The sequence below is a fragment of the Escherichia sp. UTM R2 genome, from assembly GCF_048593455.1.
In the GTDB taxonomy this organism is placed as follows: domain Bacteria; phylum Pseudomonadota; class Gammaproteobacteria; order Enterobacterales; family Enterobacteriaceae; genus Escherichia; species Escherichia coli.
The window spans coordinates 3,159,575-3,185,102 of the sequence record NZ_JBFWDY010000002.1 but is presented as its reverse complement, the minus strand read 5'-3'; the positions used below and the strand labels follow the sequence as shown (position 1 = coordinate 3,185,102).

The 25,528-nt window shown below is 50.2% G+C and carries 25 protein-coding genes; 5 read left to right on the top strand and 20 right to left on the bottom strand.

Translation table 11 applies throughout. The annotated features are described in order from the left end of the window. Positions 1-17: 17 nt before the first annotated feature. The 12 genes from ybeD to leuS form a co-directional block, all read right to left on the bottom strand. Positions 18-281, bottom strand: coding sequence for a DUF493 family protein YbeD (gene ybeD, locus AB4H76_RS16290; RefSeq protein WP_000850550.1), 264 nt, complete (start codon positions 279-281; stop codon positions 18-20). 109 nt (positions 282-390) lie between these two features. After that, complete coding sequence (gene dacA / locus AB4H76_RS16285) at positions 391-1,602, bottom strand: D-alanyl-D-alanine carboxypeptidase DacA (RefSeq protein ID WP_001092082.1); 1,212 nt, start codon at positions 1,600-1,602, stop codon at positions 391-393. 139 nt (positions 1,603-1,741) lie between these two features. Next, a complete protein-coding gene (gene rlpA, locus AB4H76_RS16280) occupies positions 1,742-2,830 on the bottom strand; it encodes an endolytic peptidoglycan transglycosylase RlpA (protein WP_077491853.1) in 1,089 nt (362 codons plus the stop codon). A 10-nt stretch (positions 2,831-2,840) separates the two neighbouring features. Then, positions 2,841-3,953: a peptidoglycan glycosyltransferase MrdB gene (mrdB, locus tag AB4H76_RS16275; RefSeq protein ID WP_000131719.1), complete on the bottom strand. Its 1,113-nt coding sequence runs from the start codon at positions 3,951-3,953 to the stop codon at positions 2,841-2,843. A gap of 2 nt (positions 3,954-3,955) precedes the next feature. Continuing rightward, on the bottom strand, positions 3,956-5,857 hold the full coding sequence (gene mrdA, locus AB4H76_RS16270; RefSeq protein ID WP_000776191.1) for a peptidoglycan DD-transpeptidase MrdA: 1,902 nt from the start codon (positions 5,855-5,857) through the stop codon (positions 3,956-3,958). 30 nt (positions 5,858-5,887) lie between these two features. Then, a complete protein-coding gene (gene rlmH, locus AB4H76_RS16265; protein WP_000776104.1) occupies positions 5,888-6,355 on the bottom strand; it encodes a 23S rRNA (pseudouridine(1915)-N(3))-methyltransferase RlmH in 468 nt (155 codons plus the stop codon). A gap of 3 nt (positions 6,356-6,358) precedes the next feature. Then, positions 6,359-6,676 (bottom strand): ribosome silencing factor, encoded by a 318-nt coding sequence (gene rsfS / locus AB4H76_RS16260; RefSeq protein ID WP_001161664.1) that lies wholly within the window; start codon positions 6,674-6,676, stop codon positions 6,359-6,361. Positions 6,677-6,935: 259 nt separating this feature from the next. Further along, on the bottom strand, positions 6,936-7,547 hold the full coding sequence (locus tag AB4H76_RS16255; RefSeq protein WP_077491847.1) for an adenosylcobalamin/alpha-ribazole phosphatase: 612 nt from the start codon (positions 7,545-7,547) through the stop codon (positions 6,936-6,938). A 23-nt stretch (positions 7,548-7,570) separates the two neighbouring features. Then, on the bottom strand, positions 7,571-8,212 hold the full coding sequence (gene nadD, locus AB4H76_RS16250) for a nicotinate-nucleotide adenylyltransferase (protein ID WP_000838889.1): 642 nt from the start codon (positions 8,210-8,212) through the stop codon (positions 7,571-7,573). Position 8,213: 1 nt separating this feature from the next. Continuing rightward, positions 8,214-9,245 carry a DNA polymerase III subunit delta gene (holA, locus tag AB4H76_RS16245; protein WP_000620549.1) on the bottom strand — a complete coding sequence of 344 codons (1,032 nt, stop codon included), beginning with the start codon at positions 9,243-9,245 and terminating at the stop codon, positions 8,214-8,216. Then, positions 9,245-9,826, bottom strand: a complete 582-nt coding sequence (lptE, locus tag AB4H76_RS16240) for an LPS assembly lipoprotein LptE (protein WP_001269673.1) — start codon at positions 9,824-9,826, stop codon at positions 9,245-9,247. The genes holA and lptE overlap by 1 nt, the downstream gene beginning before the upstream one ends. 14 nt (positions 9,827-9,840) lie before the next feature. Further along, complete coding sequence (leuS, locus tag AB4H76_RS16235) at positions 9,841-12,423, bottom strand: leucine--tRNA ligase (protein WP_001297565.1); 2,583 nt, start codon at positions 12,421-12,423, stop codon at positions 9,841-9,843. Between the two features lie 235 nt (positions 12,424-12,658). Between leuS and AB4H76_RS16230 the strand changes: the two genes are divergently transcribed. Further along, a complete protein-coding gene (locus tag AB4H76_RS16230; RefSeq protein ID WP_001044880.1) occupies positions 12,659-13,141 on the top strand; it encodes a zinc ribbon-containing protein in 483 nt (160 codons plus the stop codon). Positions 13,142-13,210: 69 nt separating this feature from the next. On the opposite strand, the gene ybeQ is transcribed toward AB4H76_RS16230, so the two are convergent. Continuing rightward, positions 13,211-14,188, bottom strand: coding sequence for a Sel1 family TPR-like repeat protein YbeQ (ybeQ, locus tag AB4H76_RS16225; protein ID WP_000578178.1), 978 nt, complete (start codon positions 14,186-14,188; stop codon positions 13,211-13,213). A gap of 163 nt (positions 14,189-14,351) precedes the next feature. On the opposite strand from ybeQ, the gene AB4H76_RS16220 reads away from it, so the two are divergent. Together AB4H76_RS16220 and AB4H76_RS16215 are read left to right on the top strand one after the other, a co-directional pair. After that, a complete protein-coding gene (locus tag AB4H76_RS16220) occupies positions 14,352-15,059 on the top strand; it encodes a DUF1266 domain-containing protein (RefSeq protein ID WP_000367023.1) in 708 nt (235 codons plus the stop codon). Continuing rightward, a complete protein-coding gene (locus tag AB4H76_RS16215; protein ID WP_000786572.1) occupies positions 15,056-16,483 on the top strand; it encodes a J domain-containing protein in 1,428 nt (475 codons plus the stop codon). The genes AB4H76_RS16220 and AB4H76_RS16215 overlap by 4 nt, the downstream gene beginning before the upstream one ends. A gap of 9 nt (positions 16,484-16,492) precedes the next feature. On the opposite strand, the gene AB4H76_RS16210 is transcribed toward AB4H76_RS16215, so the two are convergent. After that, positions 16,493-17,047 carry a tetratricopeptide repeat protein gene (locus AB4H76_RS16210; protein ID WP_001035673.1) on the bottom strand — a complete coding sequence of 185 codons (555 nt, stop codon included), beginning with the start codon at positions 17,045-17,047 and terminating at the stop codon, positions 16,493-16,495. Positions 17,048-17,148: 101 nt separating this feature from the next. On the opposite strand from AB4H76_RS16210, the gene AB4H76_RS16205 reads away from it, so the two are divergent. Both AB4H76_RS16205 and djlC read left to right on the top strand, forming a co-directional pair. Then, positions 17,149-17,856 carry a DUF1266 domain-containing protein gene (locus AB4H76_RS16205; protein WP_001030934.1) on the top strand — a complete coding sequence of 236 codons (708 nt, stop codon included), beginning with the start codon at positions 17,149-17,151 and terminating at the stop codon, positions 17,854-17,856. Next, positions 17,853-19,304 carry a co-chaperone DjlC gene (gene djlC / locus AB4H76_RS16200; protein WP_001300403.1) on the top strand — a complete coding sequence of 484 codons (1,452 nt, stop codon included), beginning with the start codon at positions 17,853-17,855 and terminating at the stop codon, positions 19,302-19,304. The genes AB4H76_RS16205 and djlC overlap by 4 nt, the downstream gene beginning before the upstream one ends. A gap of 59 nt (positions 19,305-19,363) precedes the next feature. Here djlC and hscC read toward each other — a convergent pair whose 3' ends face one another. The 6 genes from hscC to gltI form a co-directional block, all read right to left on the bottom strand. Then, the gene (hscC, locus tag AB4H76_RS16195) at positions 19,364-21,034 is read right to left on the bottom strand and encodes a molecular chaperone HscC (RefSeq protein WP_000367875.1); all 1,671 of its coding nucleotides are present in this window, start codon (positions 21,032-21,034) and stop codon (positions 19,364-19,366) included. A gap of 83 nt (positions 21,035-21,117) precedes the next feature. Next, complete coding sequence (rihA, locus tag AB4H76_RS16190; protein ID WP_001207520.1) at positions 21,118-22,053, bottom strand: pyrimidine-specific ribonucleoside hydrolase RihA; 936 nt, start codon at positions 22,051-22,053, stop codon at positions 21,118-21,120. 117 nt (positions 22,054-22,170) lie between these two features. Then, on the bottom strand, positions 22,171-22,896 hold the full coding sequence (gltL, locus tag AB4H76_RS16185) for a glutamate/aspartate ABC transporter ATP-binding protein GltL (protein ID WP_000631384.1): 726 nt from the start codon (positions 22,894-22,896) through the stop codon (positions 22,171-22,173). Then, on the bottom strand, positions 22,896-23,570 hold the full coding sequence (gene gltK, locus AB4H76_RS16180) for a glutamate/aspartate ABC transporter permease GltK (RefSeq protein ID WP_000272824.1): 675 nt from the start codon (positions 23,568-23,570) through the stop codon (positions 22,896-22,898). Before gltK ends, gltL begins: the two co-directional genes overlap by 1 nt. Further along, positions 23,570-24,310, bottom strand: a complete 741-nt coding sequence (gene gltJ, locus AB4H76_RS16175; RefSeq protein ID WP_000020941.1) for a glutamate/aspartate ABC transporter permease GltJ — start codon at positions 24,308-24,310, stop codon at positions 23,570-23,572. Before gltJ ends, gltK begins: the two co-directional genes overlap by 1 nt. A 169-nt stretch (positions 24,311-24,479) precedes the next feature. Continuing rightward, positions 24,480-25,388, bottom strand: coding sequence for a glutamate/aspartate ABC transporter substrate-binding protein GltI (gene gltI, locus AB4H76_RS16170; protein ID WP_001177086.1), 909 nt, complete (start codon positions 25,386-25,388; stop codon positions 24,480-24,482). Positions 25,389-25,528 lie beyond the last annotated feature (140 nt).

The following is a 25,528-nucleotide window of genomic DNA, read 5'->3' as shown; positions in this document are numbered from 1 at the left end:
GGTAACGGAGAAGCGAGTTACAGAACCATGCGGACAATATCGATTTTGCCCAGTTCTTCATACAGTGTTTCAACCTGCTCGATATGAGTGGCGTTGATAGTGATAGATACCGAGTGGTAGTTGCCTTTGCTGCTTGGTTTTACCGTTGGGGTGTAGTCACCTGGCGCATGGCGCTGTACCACTTCAACCACCTGATCAACCAGCTCAGGTAACGCCTGCCCCATAACTTTGTAAGTAAAAGGAGTAGGGAATTCAAGCAGTTCGTTAAGTTTGGTTTTCATGTCAGCTCCGGCGTAACGTAATTAAATAGCAACTCCCGCCAGAAGGCGGGAGTTTTTTACTGATGCTTAGTATATGGGGACGGAAATTACACTTTCAAGTGTTCAATTTTTAGCCAAACCAGTGATGGAACATTAATTTAATGTAATCAATGATTTTGCCGAAGAAGTTACCTTCCGGGATTTCTTGCAACACAACCAGCGGGCGTTGCTCGATCGTTTTGCCATCAAGCTGGAAGTTGATAGTTCCGACGACCTGATTCTTTTGCAGCGGCGCATGCAATTCACTGCTGTTCAGCACATAGCTGGCTTTCAGATCTTTCATGCGACCACGCGGAATGGTCAGGTACACGTCTTTATCAACCCCTAACGAAGCGCGATCAGAATCACCAAACCAAACCGGTTCAGAGGCGAACTCTTTACCTACTTTCAGTGGGTTAACGGTTTCGAAGAAACGGAAGCCCCAGGTTAGCAGTTTTTTACTTTCGGCTTCACGGCCTTTAAAAGTACGTCCGCCCATCACCGCAGAGATCAAGCGCATCTGGCCTTCAGTCGCAGAAGCAACAAGGTTGTAACCTGCTTTGTCAGTGTGTCCGGTTTTGATGCCGTCGACATTCAGGCTGTTATCCCATAACAGGCCGTTACGGTTCAGCTGGCGAATACCGTTAAACGTAAATTCTTTTTCTTTATAGATCGAGTATTCATTCGGTACGTCACGGATCAACGCCTGGCCGATCAGCGCCATATCTCGCGCGGAGCTGTACTGACCATCAGCATCCAGACCATGTACCGTCTGGAAGTGGGTATTTTTCAGGCCCAGTGCGTTAACGTAGCTGTTCATCAAGCCAACAAAAGCGTCCTGGCTACCAGCGGCAAAATCGGCCATGGCGACACAAGCATCGTTACCCGATTGCAGGTTAATACCGCGGATCAGCTGAGAAACCGGAACCTGCATGCCCGGTTTGAGGAACATCAGCGAAGAACCTTTAAACACCGGGTTACCGGTGGCCCATGCGTCGTTGCCGATAGTGACTAAATCAGTTTCTTTAAATTTACCGGCTTTCATTGCCTGGCCGATAACGTAACTGGTCATCATTTTGGTCAGGCTGGCAGGATCGCGGCGGACATCTGCGTTCTGTTCGGCGAGCACTTTGCCGGAGTTATAGTCAATCAGGATGTAGGACTCCGCATCGATCTGCGGTACACCCGGGATCATAGTTTTGATATTCAGGTCATCGGCATGTGCAGCAGAGATAAAGGCTGTGCAAAGAGCCGTGGTGAGCGCCAGGCGCTTCATGATACGAGCGGAAAAAATGGTATTCATGGTCTGAACTACGACATCCGTGATGGAATTAAAAAAAGTGCCCTACTATAGCAAATGCACTACCGGCAGGCATCTGACTTTCCGCGTGACTTTGTTAACGTCATTTACAGAAATTGACACATCAGATGCCTGCTTTACGCTACTGCGCGGTGGTAATAAATGACTGTAATTGGGCTTCGGTTTGCAAACGTTGCTGCAAGGTACTGGCTTCGGCTTTGCTGGCGAATGGGCCAAGCTGGATCCGCCAGACCGCGCCATTTTGAGTTACGCGACCGGGGACGCCGAACTTCTGTCCCAGTTGCTGTTGGTACTGTTGCGCACGAGCCTGATCGCTAACGGCCCCGACTTGCACCATAAAGTTGCCGCTGGCGCTTTGCGAGGCGGCTTGCGGTGTCACCATTGCAGGCGAGGTTGCAGGCGTTGTCGACGGAGCTGTAACAACGGGCTGTGGTGCAGGTGTCGGTTCGCTGCCTTCCAGTACACCAGGCGCTAAGGTCGTTGGTGCGCCGAGGAAACCGCTGCTGGTTACCGGCGCGCCGGTCGGATCTTCGCTTTTTAGCGTCGAATTACTGACCGGAAAAATGTCACCCTGCGGGCCAGATACTGAACTTGTTCCCGCGCCACCGCTTAAATCGGGAGGTGCAGGCAGGGCGTAAGTCTGTTTGGCGACAGTGGTACAAGCCATACCAGGACCAGAAAGCGAACCATCCTGGGCGACAATAATCGGATCGATACGAACTTTGGTGTTGTTTGATGTGTTAAGACGGTCAGCTGCTGCGCGAGAAAGCGAAATAACGCGGTCGTTGCCGTAAGGACCGCGATCATTAATGCGCACCACGATCATTCGCCCGTTAGCCAGGTTAGTGATTCTGGCGTAGCTGGGGATCGGAAGCGTTGGATGGGCCGCCGTCAACTGTGTCGGATCGAAAGCTTCGCCAGAGGCCGTCAGGTTACTGCCAGGTTCGGCGTCATAGATTGCCGCCAGTCCCGCCTGGCTAAATCGAGACGGATCCTGCACGATTTTGTAGCTTTTACCGTCGCGCTGGTAATCCTGATTTGCCGTCGCGTTCAGTGGTTCGAAACGCGGGTCCGCCCCGCTAATTTCAACTATGGGGCTGTTACATACCGCAGGCTGCGGTACACTTACCGTCTGTTGCTGACCATCATCGCTTGTACATGCCGCGAGCATTCCTGCCGCGATGCAGATCCCGAGCCACTGCTTACGCATTGCGCACCTCTTACACGCTTTTCGACAACATTTTCCTGTGGGTGTGGATTGACATTACAATCCCGAACCCAGCCATCAGCACAATTAGCGCCGATCCTCCATAACTGACCAGTGGGAGCGGAACCCCTACAACCGGCAGAATACCGCTTACCATACCAATATTTACGAAGACATAAACGAATAATATCAGCATTAAGCCGCCAGCCATGACGCGACCAAAGGTGGTTTGCGCTCTGGCGGCTATCCACAGCCCGCGCATGATCAGCAGAATGTAGAGAGCGAGCAGAATCAGAATGCCCACTAATCCCAGCTCTTCCGCCAGTACCGCGAAGATAAAGTCAGTATGGCGTTCGGGGAGAAATTCAAGCTGTGACTGAGTGCCGTGCAGCCAGCCTTTGCCGCGTAATCCGCCGGAGCCAATAGCAATTTTAGACTGAATAATGTGATAGCCCGCGCCGAGTGGGTCTGATTCCGGGTCCAGGAGCATCATTACGCGCTGGCGCTGGTAATCATGCATCAGGAAGAACCACAGAATCGGAATGAACGCCGCTACCAGTACTACTGCGACGCCAATCAGACGCCAGCTAAGGCCAGAGAGGAACAGTACAAACAGACCGGAAAGCGCAACGAGGATTGATGTTCCCAGGTCAGGCTGTGCAGCCACCAGCAGCGTGGGCATAAATATCAGCACCAGCGCGATGCCAGTGTTCTTCAACGATGGCGGGCAAACGTCGCGGTTGATAAAGCGCGCAACCATCAGTGGTACGGCTATTTTGGCAATTTCCGACGGCTGAAAACGAACAATACCGAGGTCCAGCCAGCGTTGAGCACCTTTAGAGATGGCACCGAAAGCATCTACCGCCACCAGCAAAATAATACAGATGATATAGAGATAGGGGGCCCAGCCTTCATAAACGCGTGGAGGAATTTGCGCCATCACCACCATGATGACCAGACCCATCGCGATTTGGCCGATTTTACGCTCCATCATGCCAATATCCTGACCGCTGGCGCTCCAGATAACCAGGGCGCTGTAAACCAGCAATGCCAGTAAGATCAGCAGCATTGTGGGATCGAGATGGACTTTATCCCAGAATGTTTTTTTATTCGGATTATCCGTCATGATTAATGGTCCTCCGCTGCGGCAACCGCTGGATTTTCCGCAGGCAGATCGGTGTTGTTATCACCCAGCATAATGTGGTCGAGGATCTGGCGCATCAGTGTACCAACCGCCGGACCCGCACCACCGTTCTCCAGAATCATGGCGACAGCCACTTGCGGATTGTTGTATGGCGCAAAGGCGGTCATCAGTTTGTGGTCACGTAAACGCTCGGCAATTTTGTGCGCATTATAGGTTTCGTTCGCTTTCAGACCGAAGACCTGAGCGGTACCGGATTTCGCCGCAATTTTGTACGGTGCGCTAGCAAAGTATTTATGCGCCGTACCGTTAGGGCGGTTAGCAACACCGTACATACCGTCTTTCGCCAGCTCCCAGTAACCGGAATGAATATCGCCGACGGGCGGTTCATGCGGCTGTACCCATGGCACCTGTTTGCCGTCTTCGGCGGTGCTCATCAGCAAATGAGGAACCTTCACGATACCGTCATTAATCAGGATCATCAGTGCCTTACTCATCTGGATTGGGGTCGCTGTCCAGTAACCCTGACCGATACCAACCGGAATGGTGTCACCCTGATACCACGGTTTTTTAAAGCGTTTCTGTTTCCATTCGCGGGTAGGCATGTTGCCGGAACGTTCTTCCGCCAGGTCGATACCGGTGTAATGACCATAACCGAATTTACCCATCCATTCGGAGAGGCGATCGATCCCCATATCGTAGGCCACCTGATAGAAGAAGGTATCCGCAGATTCTTCCAGCGATCTTGTGACATTCAGACGCCCGTGGCCCCATTTTTTCCAGTCACGATAACGTTTTTCCGAACCTGGCAGTTGCCACCAGCCTGGGTCAAACAGCGTCGTATTGCGCGTGATCACCCCGGCGCTCAATGCCGAAACCGCCACATAGGGTTTAACTGTAGACGCGGGAGGATAAACCCCCTGTGTGGCGCGGTTCACCAGCGGTGTATTCGGATCGTTCAACAAGGCGGAATAATCTTTGCTGGAGATACCGTCAACAAACAAGTTTGGGTCATAACTAGGCGTGGAAACCAGCGCCAGCACCCCACCTGTACGCGGATCGGTGACTACCACAGCTGCGCGGCTACCCGCCAGCAGCGTTTCAATATATTGCTGGAGTTTGAGATCCAGCGTCAGGTAAATATCGTGTCCGGCTTGCGGTGGTACTTCTTTTAACTGGCGAATAACACGCCCACGGTTGTTAACTTCAACCTCTTCATAACCGGTCTGACCGTGCAGCACATCTTCATAGTAACGCTCAATGCCCAGCTTACCGATATCATGCGTTGCCGCATAGTTGGCCAGTTTGCCGTCATTATTCAGGCGTTCGACGTCTTTATCGTTGATTTTCGACACATAGCCGATGACGTGGGTCAACGCCGAACCGTAAGGATAGTAACGACGTTTATAGCCTTTAACTTCAACACCCGGAAAACGGTACTGATTGACGGCAAAGCGAGCTACTTGTACTTCGGTCAGGTTAGTTTTCACCGGAATAGAGGTGAAACGGTGTGAACGTGCGCGCTCTTTTCGGAATGCAGCAATATCGTCATCGGTCAGATCAACCACGCTGCGCAAAGCGTCCAGCGTTTGCTGCACGTTATCGACTTTCTCCGGCATCATTTCTATCTGGTAGATAGTGCGGTTGAGTGCCAGAGGGATACCGTTACGGTCGTAGATAATGCCGCGGCTGGGCGCGATAGGCACCAGCTTAATGCGGTTTTCATTAGAGCGGGTCTGGTAGTCGGTAAAGCGAACAATTTGCAGATTATACAGGTTGGCGATAAGCACGCCGGTCAGCAGCAAAATCCCCAAAAAGGCGACCAGCGCCCGGCGCACAAACAGCGCGGACTCTGCCGTATAGTCGCGAAAAGAGTTCTGTAGTTTCATCCGCTGCGTTTTCTACTCAAAGCTCCCTTATCACTCACGGTGATAAGGATGGTTGGTGGTGATGCTCCACGCCCGGTACAGACTCTCTGCGACCAGCACGCGAACCAGCGGATGGGGGAGGGTAAGCGCCGACAGCGACCAGCTCTGCTCCGCCGCCGCTTTACAGGCAGGCGACAACCCTTCAGGCCCGCCAATCAGTAGACTGACGTCGCGACCATCCAGCTTCCAGCGTTCCAGCTCAGCGGCTAACTGCGGCGTATCCCAGGGCTTGCCTGGAATATCGAGGGTGACAATGCGGTTTTTGCCTGCGGCCGCCAACATCTGCTCACCCTCTTTGTCGAGTATGCGCTTGATGTCCGCATTCTTGCCGCGTTTTCCGGCCGGAATTTCAATCAGCTCGAAGGGCATATCTTTCGGAAAACGACGCAGGTACTCGGTAAAACCGGTTTGTACCCAGTCCGGCATTTTCGTTCCCACGGCGACAAGTTGCAGCTTCACGCATTAACTCCAGAGTTTTTCCAGTTCATACAGGCGACGGCTCTCTTCCTGCATGACATGGACAATCACATCGCCCAAATCCACGACAATCCAGTCGGCGCTGTTTTCACCTTCTACGCCGAGCGGTAACAGGCCCGCTGCGCGAGACTCCTGCACAACGTGGTCAGCAATGGACATAACATGACGGCTGGACGTACCCGTACAGATGATCATGCAGTCGGTGATGCTGGATTTGCCCTGAACGTCTAAGGCGATGATGTCCTGACCTTTGAGGTCATCAATTTTGTCGATAACAAAATCCTGGAGTGCTTTACCCTGCAAGTTTTCCCCCTGGGTGAATCAAATAGATAAAAATGGTCTGTCAGTATACCTGAACCAGAGGCGATTTCGGGACAATTGTCGCCGAATCGGCTTTCGAAAGTGGGCTATCATCCCACCCCGCGCCGCAGATTGCATCGCCATTTTTGTAAAACAATTTCTACAAAGTCGTGTCTGGCGGAAAAAGTCTGGCTGCGGAGAATATCAGCCTGCCCGGGGCTGTCAATGGTCGTTGCGGCTTACCCGTAAAAAAACAGAAAAGTCATGCATTCTCGACCCCGATGGCACGGCTATTGAGGACGCGTAGCGTCGCGAATTTTTGGTTGATATCAATGGCGCTCCAACACCCCTGGTCAACGCGAAAATGCCACATAGCCTCGGCAGGCATGCCAATTAAACGGGCGATTAACAGACTCAGTACACCCTGATGGCTGACGACTAAAATATTCTGATAGTGCTGAAATTCACTAAGCCTTGCGATAAAGCGTTCCACACGTTGCGAAAATGCCTGAAATCCTTCACCGTTCGTGGGGATTGCATGCTGCCAGTCATTGCACCACGCGCTATAGTTTTCGGCATCTTCTTGCATGAGGTCGCGATGATGTCGCATCTCCCAGTCGCCAAAAAACATTTCGTTGAGTTCAGGTATGATTTGCACGGGGAGCTGGCGGTCACTGAGAACCAGTCGCGCGGTATGCTGTGCCCGTTCCAGTTCACTGCATAAAACCAGATCAAAGGAAACACCATGTAGCAGCGTATGCAGATTTTGCGCTTGCTCAATACCGCGCGCGGTCAGGGGGTTGGGCGCATGACCGCTGTAAAGACCATCGATATTCGCTTGCGTTTCACCATGACGAATTAACCACAGTCGCATCATGCCCTCCGTAACGACAGGTATCAGCGATACAAGCCTTGTTGGTTAATGTAAGTCAATACCGGTTCCGGCAATAAATCCTCACACGATTCACCGTTTTGCAAACGTTCGCGGATGATGGTCGCCGAGATGTTAAACCACGGTGTTTCAGCCAGATAAATTTTACCGGCAGGCTGAAGGTGAAGATCTTCCGGGTTATGTGTCAAATGATCTTCCAGCCATTGCTGGTATTGCGGTTGCGCCATTTCAAGTGGGTAACCTGGACGCCGACAGACGATCAAATGTGCATTGTCGAGTATCGTTTCGTATTCGTACCAGGTCGGAAAGGTCAGCAATGAATCCTGACCAATAATAAACGCCAGCGGCACGTCCGGCCCTTGTTCCTGCCGCCACTCTTTCAGTGTTTGCGCAGTGTAAGAGGGGGCATTGCGCTTTAGCTCGCGTTCATCAAGAGTAAATAATGGCTTGTCGGCAATCGCCAGTTCAAGCATGTGTTTACGCTGCACGCTGTTCGCTTCCGGCTGGGGACGATGCGGAGGAACATTATTAGGGATTATTGTGACCCGCGTCAGACCAATCAAATTCGCCAGCGTTTCCACGGGTTTAAGATGACCATAGTGCACCGGATCAAAGGTGCCGCCAAACAGAGCCTGTAAAGATTTCATATCAACCGTCGATAAATACGTCCGCCAGGGGTTTATGGCACAACAGAAGAGATAACCCTTCCAGCTCTGCCCACACTGACTGACCGTAATCTTGTTTGAGGGTGAGTTCCGTTCGTGTCAGGAGTTGCACAGCCTGACGTAACTGCGGCTGGCTTAAGCGATTTAACGCCTCGCCCATCATGCCCCGGCGGTTCTGCCATACCCGATGCTTATCAAACAACGCACGCAGTGGCGTATGGGCAGACTGGCGTTTCAGGTTAACCAGTAACAACAGTTCACGTTGTAATGTGCGCAACAAAATAACCGGCTCGCTGCCTTCCAGACGCAGTTGCTGAAGAATATGCAACGCGCGCTTACTTTTTCCCATCAACAAAGCATCAACCCAATGAAAAGGGGTGAAATGCGCGGCATCATTCACCGCCTGTTCAACGCGCGGTAATGTCAATTTGCCGTCTGGCCAGAGCAGCGATAAACGCTCCAGTGCCTGAGCCAGCGCCAGCAGGTTACCTTCATAACAGTAGCAGAGCACCTGATTCGCCGCGTCATCCAGTTCTAAATTGAGCTGTTTTGCGCGCGCAGCAACCCAGCGGGGAAGCTGAGCCTGCTCCGGTGTCTGACAGGTCACCTGCACGCTGCGATTCGCAAGAGCAGTAAACCAGGCGGAATTTTCTTGCGCTTTGCTTAATTTATTACCGCGGACGATCAACAGCAGGTCGTCATGCAGAAGTCCGGTGAGTGTGAGAAGTTGTTCATTGATCGCCGCATTCGGTCCGTTTTCTGGTAACAACAGCAATAGCGTTTGTCGACTGGCAAACAGACTCATGGCCTGGCATAACGAAAAGATCGCATTCCAGTCAGTGTTGGGATCAATGGAAAAAGTGTGGTGTTCTTCGAATCCTTGTGCCGCAGCTACCTGACGAACAGCGTCCTGGCTTTCCTGCAATAACAGAGGATCGTTACCAAGTAAAAGATACGCCGCGCGCAGCCCTTCATTGAGCTGCGCGCGGAGTTGTTCCGGGTACAACCGAATCATCAGTTACCCAGCGTGGTGGAGACGCGTGCAGGCGTTGCCGGAGTATCCGTTGTGGTCGACGTCTGTTCTTCGTCGGAACGAATATCCGCAGCACGGATGCTTGGCAGCTTACGAATCAGCTGTTCGGCAGCACGGTCGTACATCTCTTTTACGATCATGTCTTGTTCGTTATCTTTCGCTAACGCCATTTGCGGGTTATCAAAGAACGAACGGAAGACTTTGGCGCTAATCGGGTAGATATCACGGCCGGGGATCAACACGGTCGCATTCACCGTCATGATCATCTGATACTCTGCTGTTTGACCGTTACGGAATACCGATGCGGTATCTTTCGCGATGCTCACTTTACCCAAACGCAGGGATGGAACGTCCTTACGCGTGGTTTCTTTATCAAGCAACTCGACACCATTCAGACGTAACTGGTTACGCACCGCACGGCTTAATGGCCCGTTCGGATCGCCTGAGTCCAGGATCATGACCTTCATAGTGGAAGGAACCTGCGTGGTATCACGCAGATGCCAGCCACACCCGGCGGTGATTAACACCGCCAGAGATAACAACAATGTTGCCAGATATCGCACGCTTCCTCCCGCGCTTAGCCAACGACCAGATTGAGGAGTTTACCTGGTACGTAAATCACTTTACGTACAGTAACGCCATCAAGATATTTTGCTACCAGATGTTCCTGGCCAGCACGTTCGCGAACCTGTTCTTCCGTTGCGTCCACCGGAACGGTGATTTTGGCACGGACTTTACCGTTAACCTGCACCACGACCAGCGTGGAGTCTTCCACCATCGCTTTTTCGTCAGCAACCGGCCACGGCGCGTTGTCGATATCGCCTTCGCCTTTCAGTTCCTGCCACAGCGTGAAGCAGATGTGCGGGGTGAACGGGTTAAGCATACGGACAACGGCCAGCAGTGCTTCCTGCATCAGAGCGCGATCCTGCTCGCCATCGGTTGGTGCTTTCGCCAGTTTGTTCATCAGCTCCATAATCGCCGCAATTGCGGTGTTGAAGGTCTGACGACGGCCGATATCATCGGTCACTTTAGCGATCGTTTTATGCACATCGCGACGCAGCGCTTTCTGATCTTCAGTCAGCGCATCAACGTTCAGTGCCGCAACATCACCTTTTGCTGTGTGCTCGTAAACCAGTTTCCAGACACGTTTCAGGAAGCGGTTAGCCCCTTCCACACCGGATTCCTGCCATTCAAGAGTCATATCAGCCGGAGAAGCAAACATCATAAACAGACGAACGGTGTCCGCGCCGTAACGTTCAACCATCACCTGCGGGTCGATACCGTTGTTCTTCGACTTGGACATTTTGCTCATGCCGGTATAAACCAGTTCATGGCCTGCCGCATCTTTCGCTTTCACGATACGGCCTTTCTCGTCACGTTCAACGATAGCATCAACCGGGGAAACCCAGTTACGTTCGCCGTTTTCGCCAACATAGTAGAAGGCATCTGCCAGCACCATACCCTGACACAGCAACTGTTTCGCTGGTTCGTCAGAGTTCACCATGCCTGCATCACGCATCAGTTTGTGGAAGAAGCGGAAGTAGAGCAGGTGCATAATGGCGTGTTCAATACCACCAATGTAGATATCCACCGGCAGCCAGTAGTTAGCCGCTTCGGAATCCAGCATACCTTCTTTGTACTGCGGGCAAGTGTAGCGCGCATAGTACCAGGAGGACTCCATAAAGGTGTCGAAAGTGTCGGTTTCACGCAGTGCTGGCATACCGTTAACGGTAGTTTTCGCCCACTCCGGATCTGCTTTAATCGGGCTGGTAATGCCGTCCATTACCACATCTTCCGGCAGGATCACCGGCAGCTGGTCGTCCGGGGTCGGCATTACGGTACCGTCTTCCAGCGTCACCATCGGAATCGGCGCGCCCCAGTAACGCTGACGGGAAACACCCCAGTCGCGCAGGCGGTAGTTCACTTTACGCTCGCCAACGCCCATCGCAGTCAGTTTATCGGCGATGGCGTTGAAGGCCGCTTCATGGTCAAGACCGTTGAACTCGCCAGAGTTGAACAGCACGCCTTTTTCAGTCAGGGCTTGCTGAGAAAGATCTGGCTCAGAGCCGTCAGCCGCCAGGATAACCGGTTTGATGTTCAGGCCGTATTTAGAGGCAAACTCGTAGTCGCGTTGGTCGTGCCCCGGAACCGCCATTACTGCGCCCGTGCCGTACTCCATCAATACGAAGTTTGCTGCCCAAACGGGAATTTCTTCGCCCGTTAATGGGTGAACAGCTTTAAAGCCAGTATCGACGCCTTTTTTCTCCATCGTTGCCATTTCAGCTTCGGCAACTTTGGTGTTACGGCATTCGTCAATAAAGGCCGCCAGTTCAGGATTATTTTCCGCCGCTTTCTGCGCCAGCGGATGACCCGCTGCTACCGCTAGGTAGGTACAACCCATAAAGGTGTCCGGGCGGGTAGTGTAAACGGTCAGCGTGTTGTCATAGTCGTTAACGTTGAAGGTGATTTCCACGCCTTCGGAACGACCGATCCAGTTACGCTGCATGGTTTTAACGGTGTCTGGCCAGTGATCCAGTTTATCCAGATCGTTGAGTAGTTCGTCAGCGTAAGCGGTGATTTTGATAAACCACTGCGGGATCTCTTTACGTTCAACTTTGGTATCGCAGCGCCAGCAGCAGCCGTCGATAACTTGTTCGTTCGCCAGTACGGTCTGGTCATTCGGGCACCAGTTGACCGCAGAAGTCTTTTTATATACCAGGCCTTTTTTATACAGCTCGGTGAAGAATTTTTGTTCCCAACGGTAGTATTCCGGCGTACAGGTTGCCAGCTCGCGGCTCCAGTCATAACCAAAGCCCAGCATTTTGAGCTGGTTTTTCATATACGCGATGTTGTCGTACGTCCACGGTGCCGGTGCAGTGTTGTTTTTCACCGCCGCGCCTTCCGCAGGCAGACCAAACGCGTCCCAGCCGATCGGCTGCAGAACGTTTTTGCCCAGCATGCGCTGGTAACGGGCGATCACGTCACCGATGGTGTAGTTACGTACGTGGCCCATGTGTAGTCGACCAGAAGGATAGGGAAGCATAGACAGGCAGTAATACTTCTCTTTGCTCTCGTCTTCGGTTACTTCAAATGTGCGCTTCTCATCCCAATGAAGCTGTACTTTGGATTCTATCTCTTCCGGGCGGTATTGCTCTTGCATGGCAGCCAGTGGTCCTGTTTTCATTACGGCTACAAAAGTAGCGTTAGAGGTGGTTTTTCAGATCCGCATAGCATAGCCCAAACGTCCGCGTCAAAACAGCCTTTCGCGCACTCGACGTTGAAATGATGCCCGGATTATTCATACATTAATTTACAGAGTTTGTGGGCGTATTAGCAAAGCAAGGAACAAAGAACGTCTATTATTATAGTCAGTTAACGACCCGGGAGATGAAACGATGAACAAGGTTGCTCAATATTACCGTGAACTGGTTGCGTCACTGAGCGAACGCCTGCGCAATGGCGAACGTGATATCGACGCACTGGTGGAACAGGCGCGCGAGCGCGTAATAAAAACAGGGGAGTTAACGCGAACCGAGGTCGATGAGCTGACGCGAGCTGTCAGACGTGACCTGGAAGAGTTCGCCATGAGCTATGAAGAGAGCCTGAAAGAAGAATCTGACAGCGTCTTTATGCGGGTGATTAAAGAAAGCTTGTGGCAGGAGCTGGCAGACATCACCGATAAAACGCAGCTTGAATGGCGCGAAGTTTTCCAGGACCTCAATCATCATGGGGTTTATCACAGCGGAGAAGTGGTCGGGCTGGGAAATCTGGTCTGCGAGAAATGTCACTTCCATCTCCCGATCTACACACCGGAAGTGCTGACGCTATGCCCGAAATGTGGTCATGACCAGTTCCAGAGACGCCCGTTTGAGCCGTAATAGTCTGATTTCGCACAGCAATAAAGAGAATATGGGCCGAATGAAATTCCCCGGCCCTTGTTTTTATCTCTACAGTAAATCTTCAGTCTCACGAATTTCCTGACTGACATCTCTGGTTCCGGATGACTGAACTTTACGATACAGGTCGAGAGCCTGTCGGAGATCGACAGGTCTTCCTTCTCCGTAGTGATACATAATGGCCAGGTTATACCAGGCAGTGGCGTCATTGCATTCAGCGGCTTTCGTAAACCATTCAAAGGCAGCCTGATAATCTTTCTCAACGCCTTGTCCGTGTTTATACATATAACCGATGTTGACGTAAGCGCCGACGCTCCCCTGAGCGGCAGCCTTCAGATACCAGTACATCGCTTGCTTATAGTCCTGGTCCACCCCTTCGCCAGCGTTATAATCCCATGCAATTTGAAACTGGGCGTGCCGATTACCCTGCTGTGCGCTTTTCAAATACCAGAATGCGGCGAGTGTCTTGTTTTGAGCAACGCCTTTTCCGTCTTCATAAAGATCGGCCAGATTGTTTTGCGCGTCACTATGGCCTTGTAATGCAGCTTGTTTGTACCAGAAAAATGCCAGCGCATAGTCTTTTGCGACTCCGTTGCCATTTCTGTACATCCACCCAAGATTATTTTGCGCATAAGACATTCCGCTCTCCGCGGCTATCTGATACCAGACAACCGCTTCTTTATAATTGGGGGCTTCTCCACGATCCAGTGTCCAGCCAAGGGCGTTGGAAGCGAAAGTATGGCCTTGTAGGGCAGCTTTTTTCAGCCAGAAGATGGCTTGCTCATTATCTTTATGACGGCTTTTATCCTCGGTATACTTTTGCCCTAAGGAATACTGTGCTTCACAATGACCTTGCTCAGCGGCCAGCTTCAGCCAGTAAAAGGCTTTTTCGTCGTCCGGAGAATCAATTGCGCTATCGCGATTATAATAAAACCCAACAATATATTGAGCCTCGCAATCGCCTTTTTCAGCACGTTCGATAATCTCATCTATTGATAAATTATCGCAGCAACTTGACGTGAAAATCATTATCATTTCCTTATGGTTGCAGATAAAACATATTATATTTTTATGTGTTCCATTTTTGCGTAAGCCTTATTTTATGCGTATTATGTCGCGTCAGAAAAGTATAAATAAACGAGCCTCGCAATGCGGCTAATATTCATTTAATGAATATTTAAGGATAAATTATATGGACATGGAGTCGCAAAAAATATTGTTTGCACTTTCCACTCCGATGGAAATACGCAATGAATGCTGTTTACCTTCGCATTCATCACCCAAAATGTATTTAGGTACATGCTTTTTTGACCTTTCTTCCTCATGGGGAATTGATGACCGTGATGACCTGCTGCGCACAATTCACCGAATGATCGATAACGGTCATGCCGCTCGGTTGGCAGGGTTTTATCACCGCTGGTTTCGTTATTCGCCATGTGAATGGCGTGACTATCTTGCTGAACTAAATGAGCAAGGTCAGGCTTATGCGCAATTTGTCGCCAGCACCGCCGAATGCTGTGGCGAAGGGGGAATCAAAGCCTGGGATTATGTCCGGATGGGTTTTTTAAGCCGAATGGGCGTACTTAATAACTGGTTGAGCGAAGAAGAAAGTCTATGGATCCAGTCGCGCATTCATCTACGGGCTCTACGTTATTATAGTAACTGGCGGCAATACTTTGCCGGTTATACCTTTGGTCGGCAATATTGGCAGTCTCCCGAAGATGATCATCTGCCTTTATTACGCGAATTCTTAGCGCGTAAAGAATACGACGATTCCGGCAATGATATGTTTTATCAATTATTTGCCAGTGATGATGCGTATTACCCTACCTTGTCCTGGCAACCATTGGCTTACTATTCTGCATGCCCGGAAACGCTTAAGGATATGAGCGACCTATGAAAAATTGCTGGAAGATCCTCGATATAGAGGAAACGACTGACGTCGATATTATCCGCCGCGCTTATCTGGCGCTGTTACCGTCCTTTCATCCAGAAACCGATCCGCAGGGTTTTAAACAACTTCGTCAGGCGTATGAGGAGGCGCTACGGATTGCGCAGTCGCCTGCTAAATCTGTTTGGCAACCAGAAGAATATGAGGTAGCAGAACATGAAATTCTGCTCGCCTTTCGTGCGTTACTTGCCTCTGATAGTGAACGTTTTCTGCCCTCCGCCTGGCAGCGATTCATTCAGCAATTAAATTATTGCTCGATGGAGGAGATTGATGAATTACGCTGGTCGCTGTGCACAATCGCCATGAACACTGCCCATTTATCCTTCGAGTGCGTGGTGTTATTAGCAGAAAGATTGCGGTGGTTACAGGAGGAAAATACCGGGGAAATAGACGAAGAAGAACTGGAATCCTTTTTATATGCCATTGCGAAGGGGAATGTTTTTAACTTCCAGACCATTCTGCATCTGCCCGTTGCCGTGCAAAATGACACCATCGATTTTTACCAAATGTTCGCTCGGATTTGGTCATCGCATCCACAATGGCTGACATTGTATTTAGCGCAACATCGCGCAGTGATTATCCCCGATGATGCAAAACTGCACAGAAATTTACTCCGCTGGTATAGCGCAGGTCGCCTGGATATCCCCGAACTTCTGGATTACGCCCAGTCATGGCGGGAAACTGAACCTGATAATGAAGATGCGCCTTATTATGAATACGCGCAACGCGTCTATTGTGGAGAAGGCGAAAGCCTGTTGGCAGAACTTTGTGACTACTGGCGCGAGTATCCCTCCACCCAGGCGGATGCTTTAATGTTGCAATGGTGCCGTCAGCATCGGGTCGATTATTACCCATTACTGGTGATGATGATTGAAGCGCGTGATCTGGTTAACGATCAGGGAAAACCGCTACTTTATGTCCCCGGCGACAGCGCCCGTACGCGTTTTCATTTATACGAAATACTCAGCGATGAAAAACTCTCTGCGCTGGGGCGTTCACTGGTCGAGATGGTTTTGCACAAAGGACGTAAGCCGCGGATCTCACTCACGCGTGATACAGAACATACCTTATGGCCATTATATCTAGTTGCCAAACAATTAGTGCAGGCCTGCCAACCTACAGAAGAATCATTAATGCCGATTGTGAGCCGCCTTGATGCAGAAAATCGTTGTCCACTGGAAGCATTAATTATTCGTCGATTATTAATTCAGGCGGCGAATTTTACCGAGAAGCAAACTGTTGAACCGGAGCCGCAACCGCAGCCAATGCCCGTTGACGATGGTGGGCCAGGCTGTCTGGGCATCATTAAAATTATTTTCTATATTTTTATCTTTGCTGGTTTGATAGGGAAAATACTCCATCTGTTCGGGTGACAGTCGACGTTAATGTGCGGGAAGCCCGGCAAGTAATCTTTCCGCATTTTTGTAATGTTGTTTGGCGGCCAGTTTTAACCATTTTTGAGATTCATAATGGTTAACATTAATACCTGAGCCATTTCTGTAGATCAAACCTAAAGTATATTGAGCATGAGCATACCCTTGTTCAGCTGCTTCCTTATACCAGAGAATTGCTTTACGGGTGTCGGGTTTGACCCCCAGACCTTTGAGGTAGATCCACCCCAGTTTACTTTGCGCGCGTGGATTTTCCTGTTCCGCTGATTGCTCATACCAGTATCTCGCCTGTGTATAATCCAGTGGTTTACCGTCGCTACCATGAAGATAAAATTCTCCAAGGCGATATTGCGACGTTGAGTGACCATGAATCGCGGAAAGCTCCGTGGCTGCCGTGGTGAATGGAAGACTGCCCGGTGAGCTTAAATAATCAAAGGCATAATTCACCATGGCTTTATCACGCAACGTCGTTTTCTTGGGTTGGCTAATACAGGTAATTGCTGCAACTATAAAAATTGCGAATATATACATTAATTTTTTATTCATGTGTGAATGCTTCGATTTTCTTTTTATTTTGAAAGCGTCAAGTTTATACTCATCAATAATAAAAAAGTAGTCAGTTAATGCACTTAAGGGATTATTAACAAATGAATAAGGAAGAACAATATCTTCTTTTTGCGCTTTCTGCGCCCATGGAAATACTTAATCAGGGTTGCAAACCCGCGCATGACTCGCCAAAAATGTATACTGGGATAAAAGAATTCGAGCTCTCATCATCCTGGGGAATAAATAATCGTGATGATTTAATTCAGACTATTTATCAGATGACTGATGATGGTCATGCCAATGATTTAGCTGGCTTATATCTGACATGGCATCGCTCTTCCCCTGAAGAGTGGAAAGCATTAATTGCTGGTGGCTCGGAGAGAGGGTTGATTTATACCCAATTCGTTGCCCAAACCGCTATGTGCTGTGGGGAAGGGGGAATCAAAGCCTGGGATTATGTTCGAATGGGGTTTCTGTCACGGGTCGGTGTGCTCAACAAGTGGCTGACGGAAGAAGAGAGTTTATGGCTGCAATCGCGCGTCTATGTACGAGCTCACCATTACTATCACAGCTGGATGCACTATTTTTCCGCCTATTCGTTAGGACGTCTCTACTGGCAATCTTCTCAGTGCGAAGACAACACTTCGCTACGCGAGGCGCTAACCCTGTACAAATACGATAGCGCCGGGAGTCGTATGTTCGAAGAGCTGGCAGCGGGAAGCGATCGTTTCTATGCCACGCTTCCCTGGCAGCCATTAACTGTCCAGTCTGAATGCCCGGTAACGCTTAAGGATGTGAGCGACCTATGAAAACATGTTGGCAAATCCTCGAAATTGAAAGCACGACGCAAATAGACATTATCCGCCAGGCTTATCTTGCTCGCTTACCGTTGTGTCATCCCGAAACCGATCCGCAAGGGTTTAAAGCATTACGCCAGGCCTATGAAGAGGCCCTGCGACTGGCGGTAAATCCTGTCGAGGAAGCAGATGATGAAGAAAAAGATGCTGCCGCTGAACATGAAATACTACGTGCATTCAGGACATTACTGGATTCAGAAAGTGATCGTTTTCAGCCTTCCGCCTGGCAGAAATTTATTCAGCAATTAAATACCTGGAACATGGAGGATGTCGATCAATTACGCTGGCCGCTGTGTGCAATCGCCATAGAAGCGCGATATCTTTCATTAAATTGTGCTTCTTTGCTGGCAGAGCGTTTGAACTGGCATTCATTTAATGACAGCGAAGGAATGGATGAGGAAGAAAGGGAGGCTTTTCTTGAGGCCATTCAGGCTGGTGATTGTTTCGATTTCCTTAGCCTTCTGGAATATCCCATTGCGTTGCAGAACCAGACTGTTGAGTATTACTTCGCGCTGGAACGTTGCTGCCGTTATCATCCTGACTATGTCACTGCGTTTTTGGCGATGGAAGGTCCGTGGTTAATTCCTGATGATGCAAAGTTACATCGCAAACTGTTGCGCTGGTACAGCTCGGTGCAAACAGGTATGGCGGAACTCATTCCTGTCGCTCAACAGTGGCAAACGGAAGAACCAGAAAGCGAAGATGCCCGGTATTACTTGTGTGCACAACGTTTGTACTGCGGCGAGGGGGAAAGCCTGCTTGCCGATCTCTGCGCGTACTGGGAAAGTTACCCATCTACACAAGCTGATAATTTGTTGTTGCAGTGGAGCAAGCGTCATTGCCCGGATTATTTCGCGTTATTAGTGATGGTTATCGAAGCGCGGAGCATGGTAGATGCGCAAGGTCAACCGCTGAAATATGTTCCTGGTGAGAGCGCCCGGACGCGGCTGTTATGGGCGGAGATTTTACATAGCGGAAAATTATCGCCGTTAGGTCAATCGTTTATTGAGTCGTTATTCTTCAAGCGCAAAGCATGGGCGTGGTGGAAATCGAGAGTCGGTAGCGAGACAGAGCAAGATTCACCGTTCCTGGATTTGTATCGGGTAGCGGAACAGGTAGTACTTGAAGCGTTTCCGAAACAAGAGATGCTGGCCCGTCTTAATACAAGGCTGGAAGGCGGAGATGCTCATCCATTAGAGGCCATTGTCACCCGGATGCTTTTGACGAAAGTGAAACTCGAGCCGGAGGATGAAGATGTCGATGAGCCAACACCTGAAAATCATGAAGAAAAAAATGATGAGGGTGAAAAACCACAGAGCATTACCAGCATTATCAAAATCAGTTTAACGGTGCTGGTGATAGGTTATGCTCTCGGCAAAATCGCGATGTTGTTTAGCTGACGATGTGTTTTTTGCGCCGATGCCGGATGCAGCGTTTACGCCGCATCCGGCAGCCGTGTTTATGGGATCTCAATGGCTAAATAATCGCTCGCCCGCCGCCGAACTTCATCCACGCGGGCCATATCGTTTGACTGCAACGCCGCATCAAAATCGGTGATCACCCGGCCGATCTCTTCTCGCTCGTCACCCAGCGCCCGCGCCCACAACTCTTCCAGTTTGGCTTTAAAGGTGCGATTGATGAGCATATCGCGCGGATAAATTTTCAATGCGGATAACCGCGTCCGACTCTCTTCAATCTGCTGCGCGCTCAATGTTACCGGGCTGTGGTTAATCACTCTGGACTTAACGCTGCCGTCTTCCAGAAGCACGTCAACTTCAAGCAACCCGTTGATATCATAACTAAAGCGAATATCAATCGACTGATAAGCCCCGGTTTTCTTCAACGGCACATCGAAGGATTCCACCAGAATGTTGTTTTTAACTTTGTGGTTTTCTCCCTGATAGACGTTAACCGTAATTGAATCCTGTTCCGGGTGCATGGTTGAATAAGTTTCTACACGCGACACGGGCACAGTGGTGTTTCGTTCAATAATCGGCGAGAAAATGCCGGAAACGCCCTGGCGGTTAACTTCAACGCCCAACGAGTAAGGGCAAATATCAGTGAGGATTACCTCTTCAATATCTTCACTGCGTAAGCGGCAGGCAGCCTGGATTGCTGCGCCCAGCGCGACAATGGTGCTCGGATCGTAACTTTGATACGGTAATTTGCCAAACAGACGCACGGCGATTCGCTGCACCAGCGGCATTTGTGACGCGCCGCCAACCAGCACCAGACTGTCGATTTGACTCGGCTTCAGACGCGCATCGCGCAACGCCTGTTCAATCGGCACTCGCAAGCGATTGAGCAGCGGCAACCACAAATCTTCCAGTTCGTTCTCGTAAAATTCGCATTCCCGCGTTTCTTCCTGATACTGCCAGCGAATGTGCAATGGCGATTGATTGCTACATTTTGCCGCTTCCACACAGGCGTACAAGGCTGCCAGTTCACTCTCGTTAAGCGTGGTCCTGGCGACATCCGCGCGTTTTAAAACCTCATCGACCAGCATATGGGTAAAATCTTCGCCACCAAGAAAGTTGTCGCCAGCGGAGGCGTGAACTTCAATCACCGGCGTGGCGTACTCAAGCACCGTAACGTCAAACGTGCCGCCACCGAGATCAAACACCAGCGAACGGGTATTTTGTTGGGTATGCAGGCCATACGCCATCGCAGCTGCTGTGGGTTCATTAATTAAGCGTACCGCATTTAACCCGGCTAACTCCGCTGCTAAACGGGTATGCTTGCGTTGTTCATCGCTGAAATAAGCCGGAACGGAGATCACCACATCTTTAATCGGACGTTGCAGAAATTCTTCGGCATCTTCTTTTAATGAGCGTAATACCAAAGAGGACAGTTCTGGCGCGTTAAATGTGTCGCTGCCTAACCGCCAGTTGGTATTACTGCCCATTGCACGTTTAAATAACGCTGCCGTTTTATCCGGATGCGAAGTACGCCGTGATACAGCCGGTTTTCCGACTAAAATATGATTATTTTCATCCATGCTAATTATGGATGGTGTTAAATATTCACCGAACTTATTTGGAATTAATTGCGCGGCACCGTCTTTCCAGACGGCAATTAAACTATTGGTAGTACCGAGATCGATACCAATGGCGAGTTCTGCATTATCCATTGCATTTATATCTTGAAAGAAAAAGAGATAAACAGATTAAGACCACCCAGGTAACGCGTGGTGATCTTAATCAATGACGTGTGTTAAGCGTAAAATTTCAGACGATCAGCCAGTAAATCAACAAAGCCCTGACGATCAACATCGACCATTACGGTGGCATTCGGTTTATTGCCTGTCAGATAATAATAATCAACAACCGTCATACCCTGGGTATATTTCCCCTGTGTTTCCACGCCAACCCAGCGCTCAACAGAGGTAAATAACTCCGGTTTCAACAGCCAGGCGATGGTGCATGGGTCATGCAGTGGTGCGCCGACAAAGCCCCATTTTTCGTCTTTATGATATTCGAGGAAGAAATCCAGCAGTTCGGCAACAATGGTTGAAACAGGGTTACCAATCGCGCGGAAACGCTCGGTGTCTTCAACGTGGATTTGTGCTTTATGAGTAACATCCAGACCGGCCATCACCACCGGGATCCCTGACTGGAAGACAATTTCTGCCGCTTCCGGGTCAACGTAAATATTAAATTCAGCCGCAGGCGTCCAGTTACCCAGCCCCATAGCGCCACCCATAATCACGATACGGGCAATTTTGCTATGCAGTTCCGGATGGCTATTGAGCAGCAAGGCAACGTTAGTTTGCGGTCCGGTAGACACAATGGTGACAGGTTCCGCACTTTCACGCAGCGTTTTCGCCATCAGCTCTACCGCCGTACAGTTTTGCGGTGCGAATGTCGGTTCCGGTAATGCCGGGCCGTCGAGACCGCTTTCGCCGTGCACATTGTCCGCGATAATCAACTCACGCATTAACGGTTTTACCGCGCCGCCTGCTACCGGAATATCGGTGCGATTAAGCAAGGTCAGCATACGCAGAACATTGCGTAAGGTTTTTTCTGGTGTCTGGTTTCCGGCGGAAGACGTAATTGCTTTGACATCAAGCTCTGGTGAGGCGAGGGCGAGAACTATTGCGATAGCGTCGTCATGACCTGGGTCGCAATCTAACAGAATTGGCAGTGCCATTGTTGCTCCTTGTTGTGTGCTTCTTTGCGACAAGGGTAACGCCAGGATGTAACAGATACGAGGGGCGAAACGATAAAGCGTGAGATGGCGCGCAATTGGGTATGCGCGCCAGAGTGATTAATGCAGGATTTTCGCGAGGAAGTCTTTTGCGCGGTCCGATTTCGGATCATCGAAGAAAGCGTCTTTCGGCGAGTCTTCGACAATTTTACCCTCGTCCATAAAGATCACCCGATTCGCCACTTTACGGGCAAAGCCCATTTCGTGGGTCACCACCATCATGGTCATTCCTTCGTTCGCCAGTTCCACCATCACGTCCAGTACTTCGTTGATCATCTCCGGATCCAGCGCCGATGTCGGTTCGTCAAACAGCATCGCAATAGGATCCATACACAACGCGCGAGCGATTGCCACACGCTGCTGCTGACCGCCGGAAAGCTGCGCCGGAAACTTATTGGCGTGAGCAGAAAGCCCGACACGCTCCAGCAGTTTCAGGGCTTTTTCACGAGCCGGCGCTTTATCGCGTTTAAGCACTTTCACCTGCGCCAGGGTCAGGTTTTCGATAATCGACAGATGAGGGAACAGCTCGAAATGCTGGAATACCATCCCGACGCGGGAACGCAGCTTTGCCAGATCGGTTTTCTTGTCGTTAACCACGATACCATCGACGGTGATTTCACCTTGCTGCACCGGTTCGAGGCCGTTGACGGTTTTAATCAGCGTTGATTTGCCGGAACCAGACGGGCCGCAAACCACCACCACTTCGCCTTTTTTCACTTCGGTTGAGCAGTCGGTCAGCACCTGAAAGTGACCATACCATTTTGAAACATTTTTCAGGGTAATCATTATGCTGTCCTTCTTTTCAAGTAGCTGACCAACAACGACGCGCTAAGACTAATAACGAAATAAACAAATCCGGCAAACAGGATCATCTCAACCTGCGTACCATCACGCTCACCAATGGTTGAGGCGGTACGGAAGAAATCGGCCAGGGATAACACATACACCAGTGAGGTATCCTGGAACAGTACGATGCCCTGAGTGAGCAGCAGCGGCACCATCGCGCGGAACGCCTGCGGCAGAATAATCAGTTTCATCGACTGCCAGTGAGTCATTCCCAACGCCAGCGCGGCGCTCGATTGACCACGAGAAATACTTTGAATACCAGCACGGATAATCTCTGAATAGTAGGCCGCTTCAAACATCGAAAACGCCACCATCGCCGAAATTAAACGGATATCATTTTTTGGCGATAATCCCAGCACGTTTTGCAGAAAACCCGGCACGATCAGGTAAAACCACAGCAAAACCATAACTAAAGGAATCGAGCGGAATACGTTAACGTAGGCTTTGGCAAACCACGCCACGGGCGCAAAGCTGGATAAACGCATCACCGCCAGCATCGTGCCCCACAAAATACCAATCACTACCGCCGTGACGGTGATTTTCAGGGTGATCACCAGCCCGTCGAGCAGATATGGCAGGGAAGGGACAATGGAACTCCAGTCAAACTCGTACATTATTTGCCCCCCATGTTGCCAGGCAGGCGAACTTTACGTTCAACCAGCGTCATCACCAGCATGATAAAAGCGTTAATCAACACATACGCCAGCGTAATGGCGGTAAACGACTCCCAGGCATGGGCTGAGTAATCGAGCAATTTACCCGCCTGCGCCGCCATATCCACCAGACCGATAGTCGAGGCGATGGCGGAGTTTTTCACCAGGTTCATCATCTCTGAGGTCATCGGCGGGACGATAACGCGATAAGCATTAGGCAGCAGTACGTATCGATAAGCCTGCGGTAGCGTCAGGCCCATCGCCAGCGCGGCATTTTTTTGCCCTCGCGGCAGCGACTGAATCGCGGCGCGTACCTGTTCGCAAACACGGGCGGCGGTAAACAGCCCCAGGCAGAGCATGGATGAAAGGAAAAACTGAATATTGGGATCCAGCTCGGCCTTAAACCACATGCCGATTTTCTCCGGCAGTAGCTCCGGGATCACCAGATACCAGGTAAAGAATTGCACAATCAACGGCACGTTGCGGAACAGTTCGACATACAACGTACCCAGACCAGAGAGAAAACGGTTTGGAACGGTACGTAAAATGCCGAAAAATGAACCGACGAGGAAAGCGATAATCCAGGCGCAGATCGACAAAGCGATCGTCACCTGAAAACCACTCCAGATCCAACCAAGATAGGTGGTGTTGCCGAACGGGGCTTGTTGTAAAAAAATACCCCAGTTCCAGTCTATAGACATAAATCTACTCCAGAAAAAAGAGGGTAGCAGCGTTAACTGCTACCCTCGAAGATTGTTACCCAGCGTATTGCGGTTTTCAGGCCCGATGGGGAACGACCATCAGGCGTATAGTCTGTCCGTGCTACGTAACAATCGAGAGGGCTGGAATTTCCGCCCCTGGTTCTTGTAATTAGTTCAGTGCCTTGTCATTCGGTTCTTTGAACAGTGCTTTCATTTCGTCTGACAGTTCGAAATTCATGTTCAGGTTTTTCGGCGGAATTGGATTTTTGAACCACTTATCAAACCATTTTTCCGCTTCACCGGAGGTCTGCACCTGAGCGATGGTGTCATCCATCAGCTTTTTGAACTGCGGATCATCTTTACGCAACATACAACCGTAGGCCTCCTGAGACTGCGGCTTGCCGACGATTTCCCAGTTGTCTGGTTTCTTCGCTTTCGCACGTTCACCGGCCAGCAGAGCGTCATCCATCATAAAGGCAACGGCACGACCGCTTTCCAGGGTGCGGAAAGAGTCACCGTGATCTTTGGCGCTGATGATGCGCATATTCATTTTTTGCTCTTCATTCAGTTTGTTGAGCAAAACTTCAGAGGTAGTGCCGGAAGTGACGACTACGGCTTTGTCTTTCAGGTTGGCAAAATCTTTGATATCGCCACCCTTTTTGGTCAACAGGCGCGTACCGACCACGAAAATAGTGTCAGAGAAAGCCGCCTGTTTTTGGCGTTCGACGTTGTTGGTGGTAGAACCACATTCAAAATCGAAAGTGCCGTTTTGCAGCAGTGGAATACGGTTTTGTGAGGTAATCGGAATCAGTTTTACCTGCAAGTCCGGTTTGTTGAGTTTCTTTTTCACTGCTTCAACAATGGCGTTGGAGTAATCCTGCGAGTAACCCACCACTTTTTGCTGATTGTCGTAATAAGAGAAAGGCACTGAAGATTCACGGTGACCGACGACAATCACACCGTTTTTGGCGATTTTGTCCAGAGTACTGCCCGCTGCCGGGGCGGCGTCATCTGCCTGTGCCAGTCCTGCGGAAAGCGCCAGGGCGAGGATTGCTGTGGCAGGTTTACGTAATTGCATATCCAACTCCTTTATCTTCTGCGTTAAGAACGCATGGATACCCGTTGTGAGTGTTTGTGTTGTTATCGTCTGCAACTTTATTGTGCAGTGTTGTGCCTGTTAGGTAACATTTAGTTTGGCTAAATGTAAAGATATTGCTG

Bases quoted from the DNA above. Each gene is read 5' to 3' on its own strand.
- ybeD (WP_000850550.1), bottom strand. From the start codon at position 281: ATGAAAACCAAACTTAACGAACTGCTTGAATTCCCTACTCCTTTTACT.
- dacA (WP_001092082.1), bottom strand. From the start codon at position 1,602: ATGAATACCATTTTTTCCGCTCGTATCATGAAGCGCCTGGCGCTCACC.
- rlpA (WP_077491853.1), bottom strand. From the start codon at position 2,830: ATGCGTAAGCAGTGGCTCGGGATCTGCATCGCGGCAGGAATGCTCGCG.
- mrdB (WP_000131719.1), bottom strand. From the start codon at position 3,953: ATGACGGATAATCCGAATAAAAAAACATTCTGGGATAAAGTCCATCTC.
- mrdA (WP_000776191.1), bottom strand. From the start codon at position 5,857: ATGAAACTACAGAACTCTTTTCGCGACTATACGGCAGAGTCCGCGCTG.
- AB4H76_RS16255 (WP_077491847.1), bottom strand. From the start codon at position 7,547: ATGCGACTGTGGTTAATTCGTCATGGTGAAACGCAAGCGAATATCGAT.
- nadD (WP_000838889.1), bottom strand. From the start codon at position 8,212: ATGAAATCTTTACAGGCTCTGTTTGGCGGCACCTTTGATCCGGTGCAC.
- holA (WP_000620549.1), bottom strand. From the start codon at position 9,245: ATGATTCGGTTGTACCCGGAACAACTCCGCGCGCAGCTCAATGAAGGG.
- leuS (WP_001297565.1), bottom strand. From the start codon at position 12,423: ATGCAAGAGCAATACCGCCCGGAAGAGATAGAATCCAAAGTACAGCTT.
- AB4H76_RS16230 (WP_001044880.1), top strand. From the start codon at position 12,659: ATGAACAAGGTTGCTCAATATTACCGTGAACTGGTTGCGTCACTGAGC.
- ybeQ (WP_000578178.1), bottom strand. From the start codon at position 14,188: ATGATTTTCACGTCAAGTTGCTGCGATAATTTATCAATAGATGAGATT.
- AB4H76_RS16220 (WP_000367023.1), top strand. From the start codon at position 14,352: ATGGACATGGAGTCGCAAAAAATATTGTTTGCACTTTCCACTCCGATG.
- AB4H76_RS16215 (WP_000786572.1), top strand. From the start codon at position 15,056: ATGAAAAATTGCTGGAAGATCCTCGATATAGAGGAAACGACTGACGTC.
- AB4H76_RS16210 (WP_001035673.1), bottom strand. From the start codon at position 17,047: ATGAATAAAAAATTAATGTATATATTCGCAATTTTTATAGTTGCAGCA.
- AB4H76_RS16205 (WP_001030934.1), top strand. From the start codon at position 17,149: ATGAATAAGGAAGAACAATATCTTCTTTTTGCGCTTTCTGCGCCCATG.
- djlC (WP_001300403.1), top strand. From the start codon at position 17,853: ATGAAAACATGTTGGCAAATCCTCGAAATTGAAAGCACGACGCAAATA.
- hscC (WP_000367875.1), bottom strand. From the start codon at position 21,034: ATGGATAATGCAGAACTCGCCATTGGTATCGATCTCGGTACTACCAAT.
- rihA (WP_001207520.1), bottom strand. From the start codon at position 22,053: ATGGCACTGCCAATTCTGTTAGATTGCGACCCAGGTCATGACGACGCT.
- gltL (WP_000631384.1), bottom strand. From the start codon at position 22,896: ATGATTACCCTGAAAAATGTTTCAAAATGGTATGGTCACTTTCAGGTG.
- gltK (WP_000272824.1), bottom strand. From the start codon at position 23,570: ATGTACGAGTTTGACTGGAGTTCCATTGTCCCTTCCCTGCCATATCTG.
- gltJ (WP_000020941.1), bottom strand. From the start codon at position 24,310: ATGTCTATAGACTGGAACTGGGGTATTTTTTTACAACAAGCCCCGTTC.
- gltI (WP_001177086.1), bottom strand. From the start codon at position 25,388: ATGCAATTACGTAAACCTGCCACAGCAATCCTCGCCCTGGCGCTTTCC.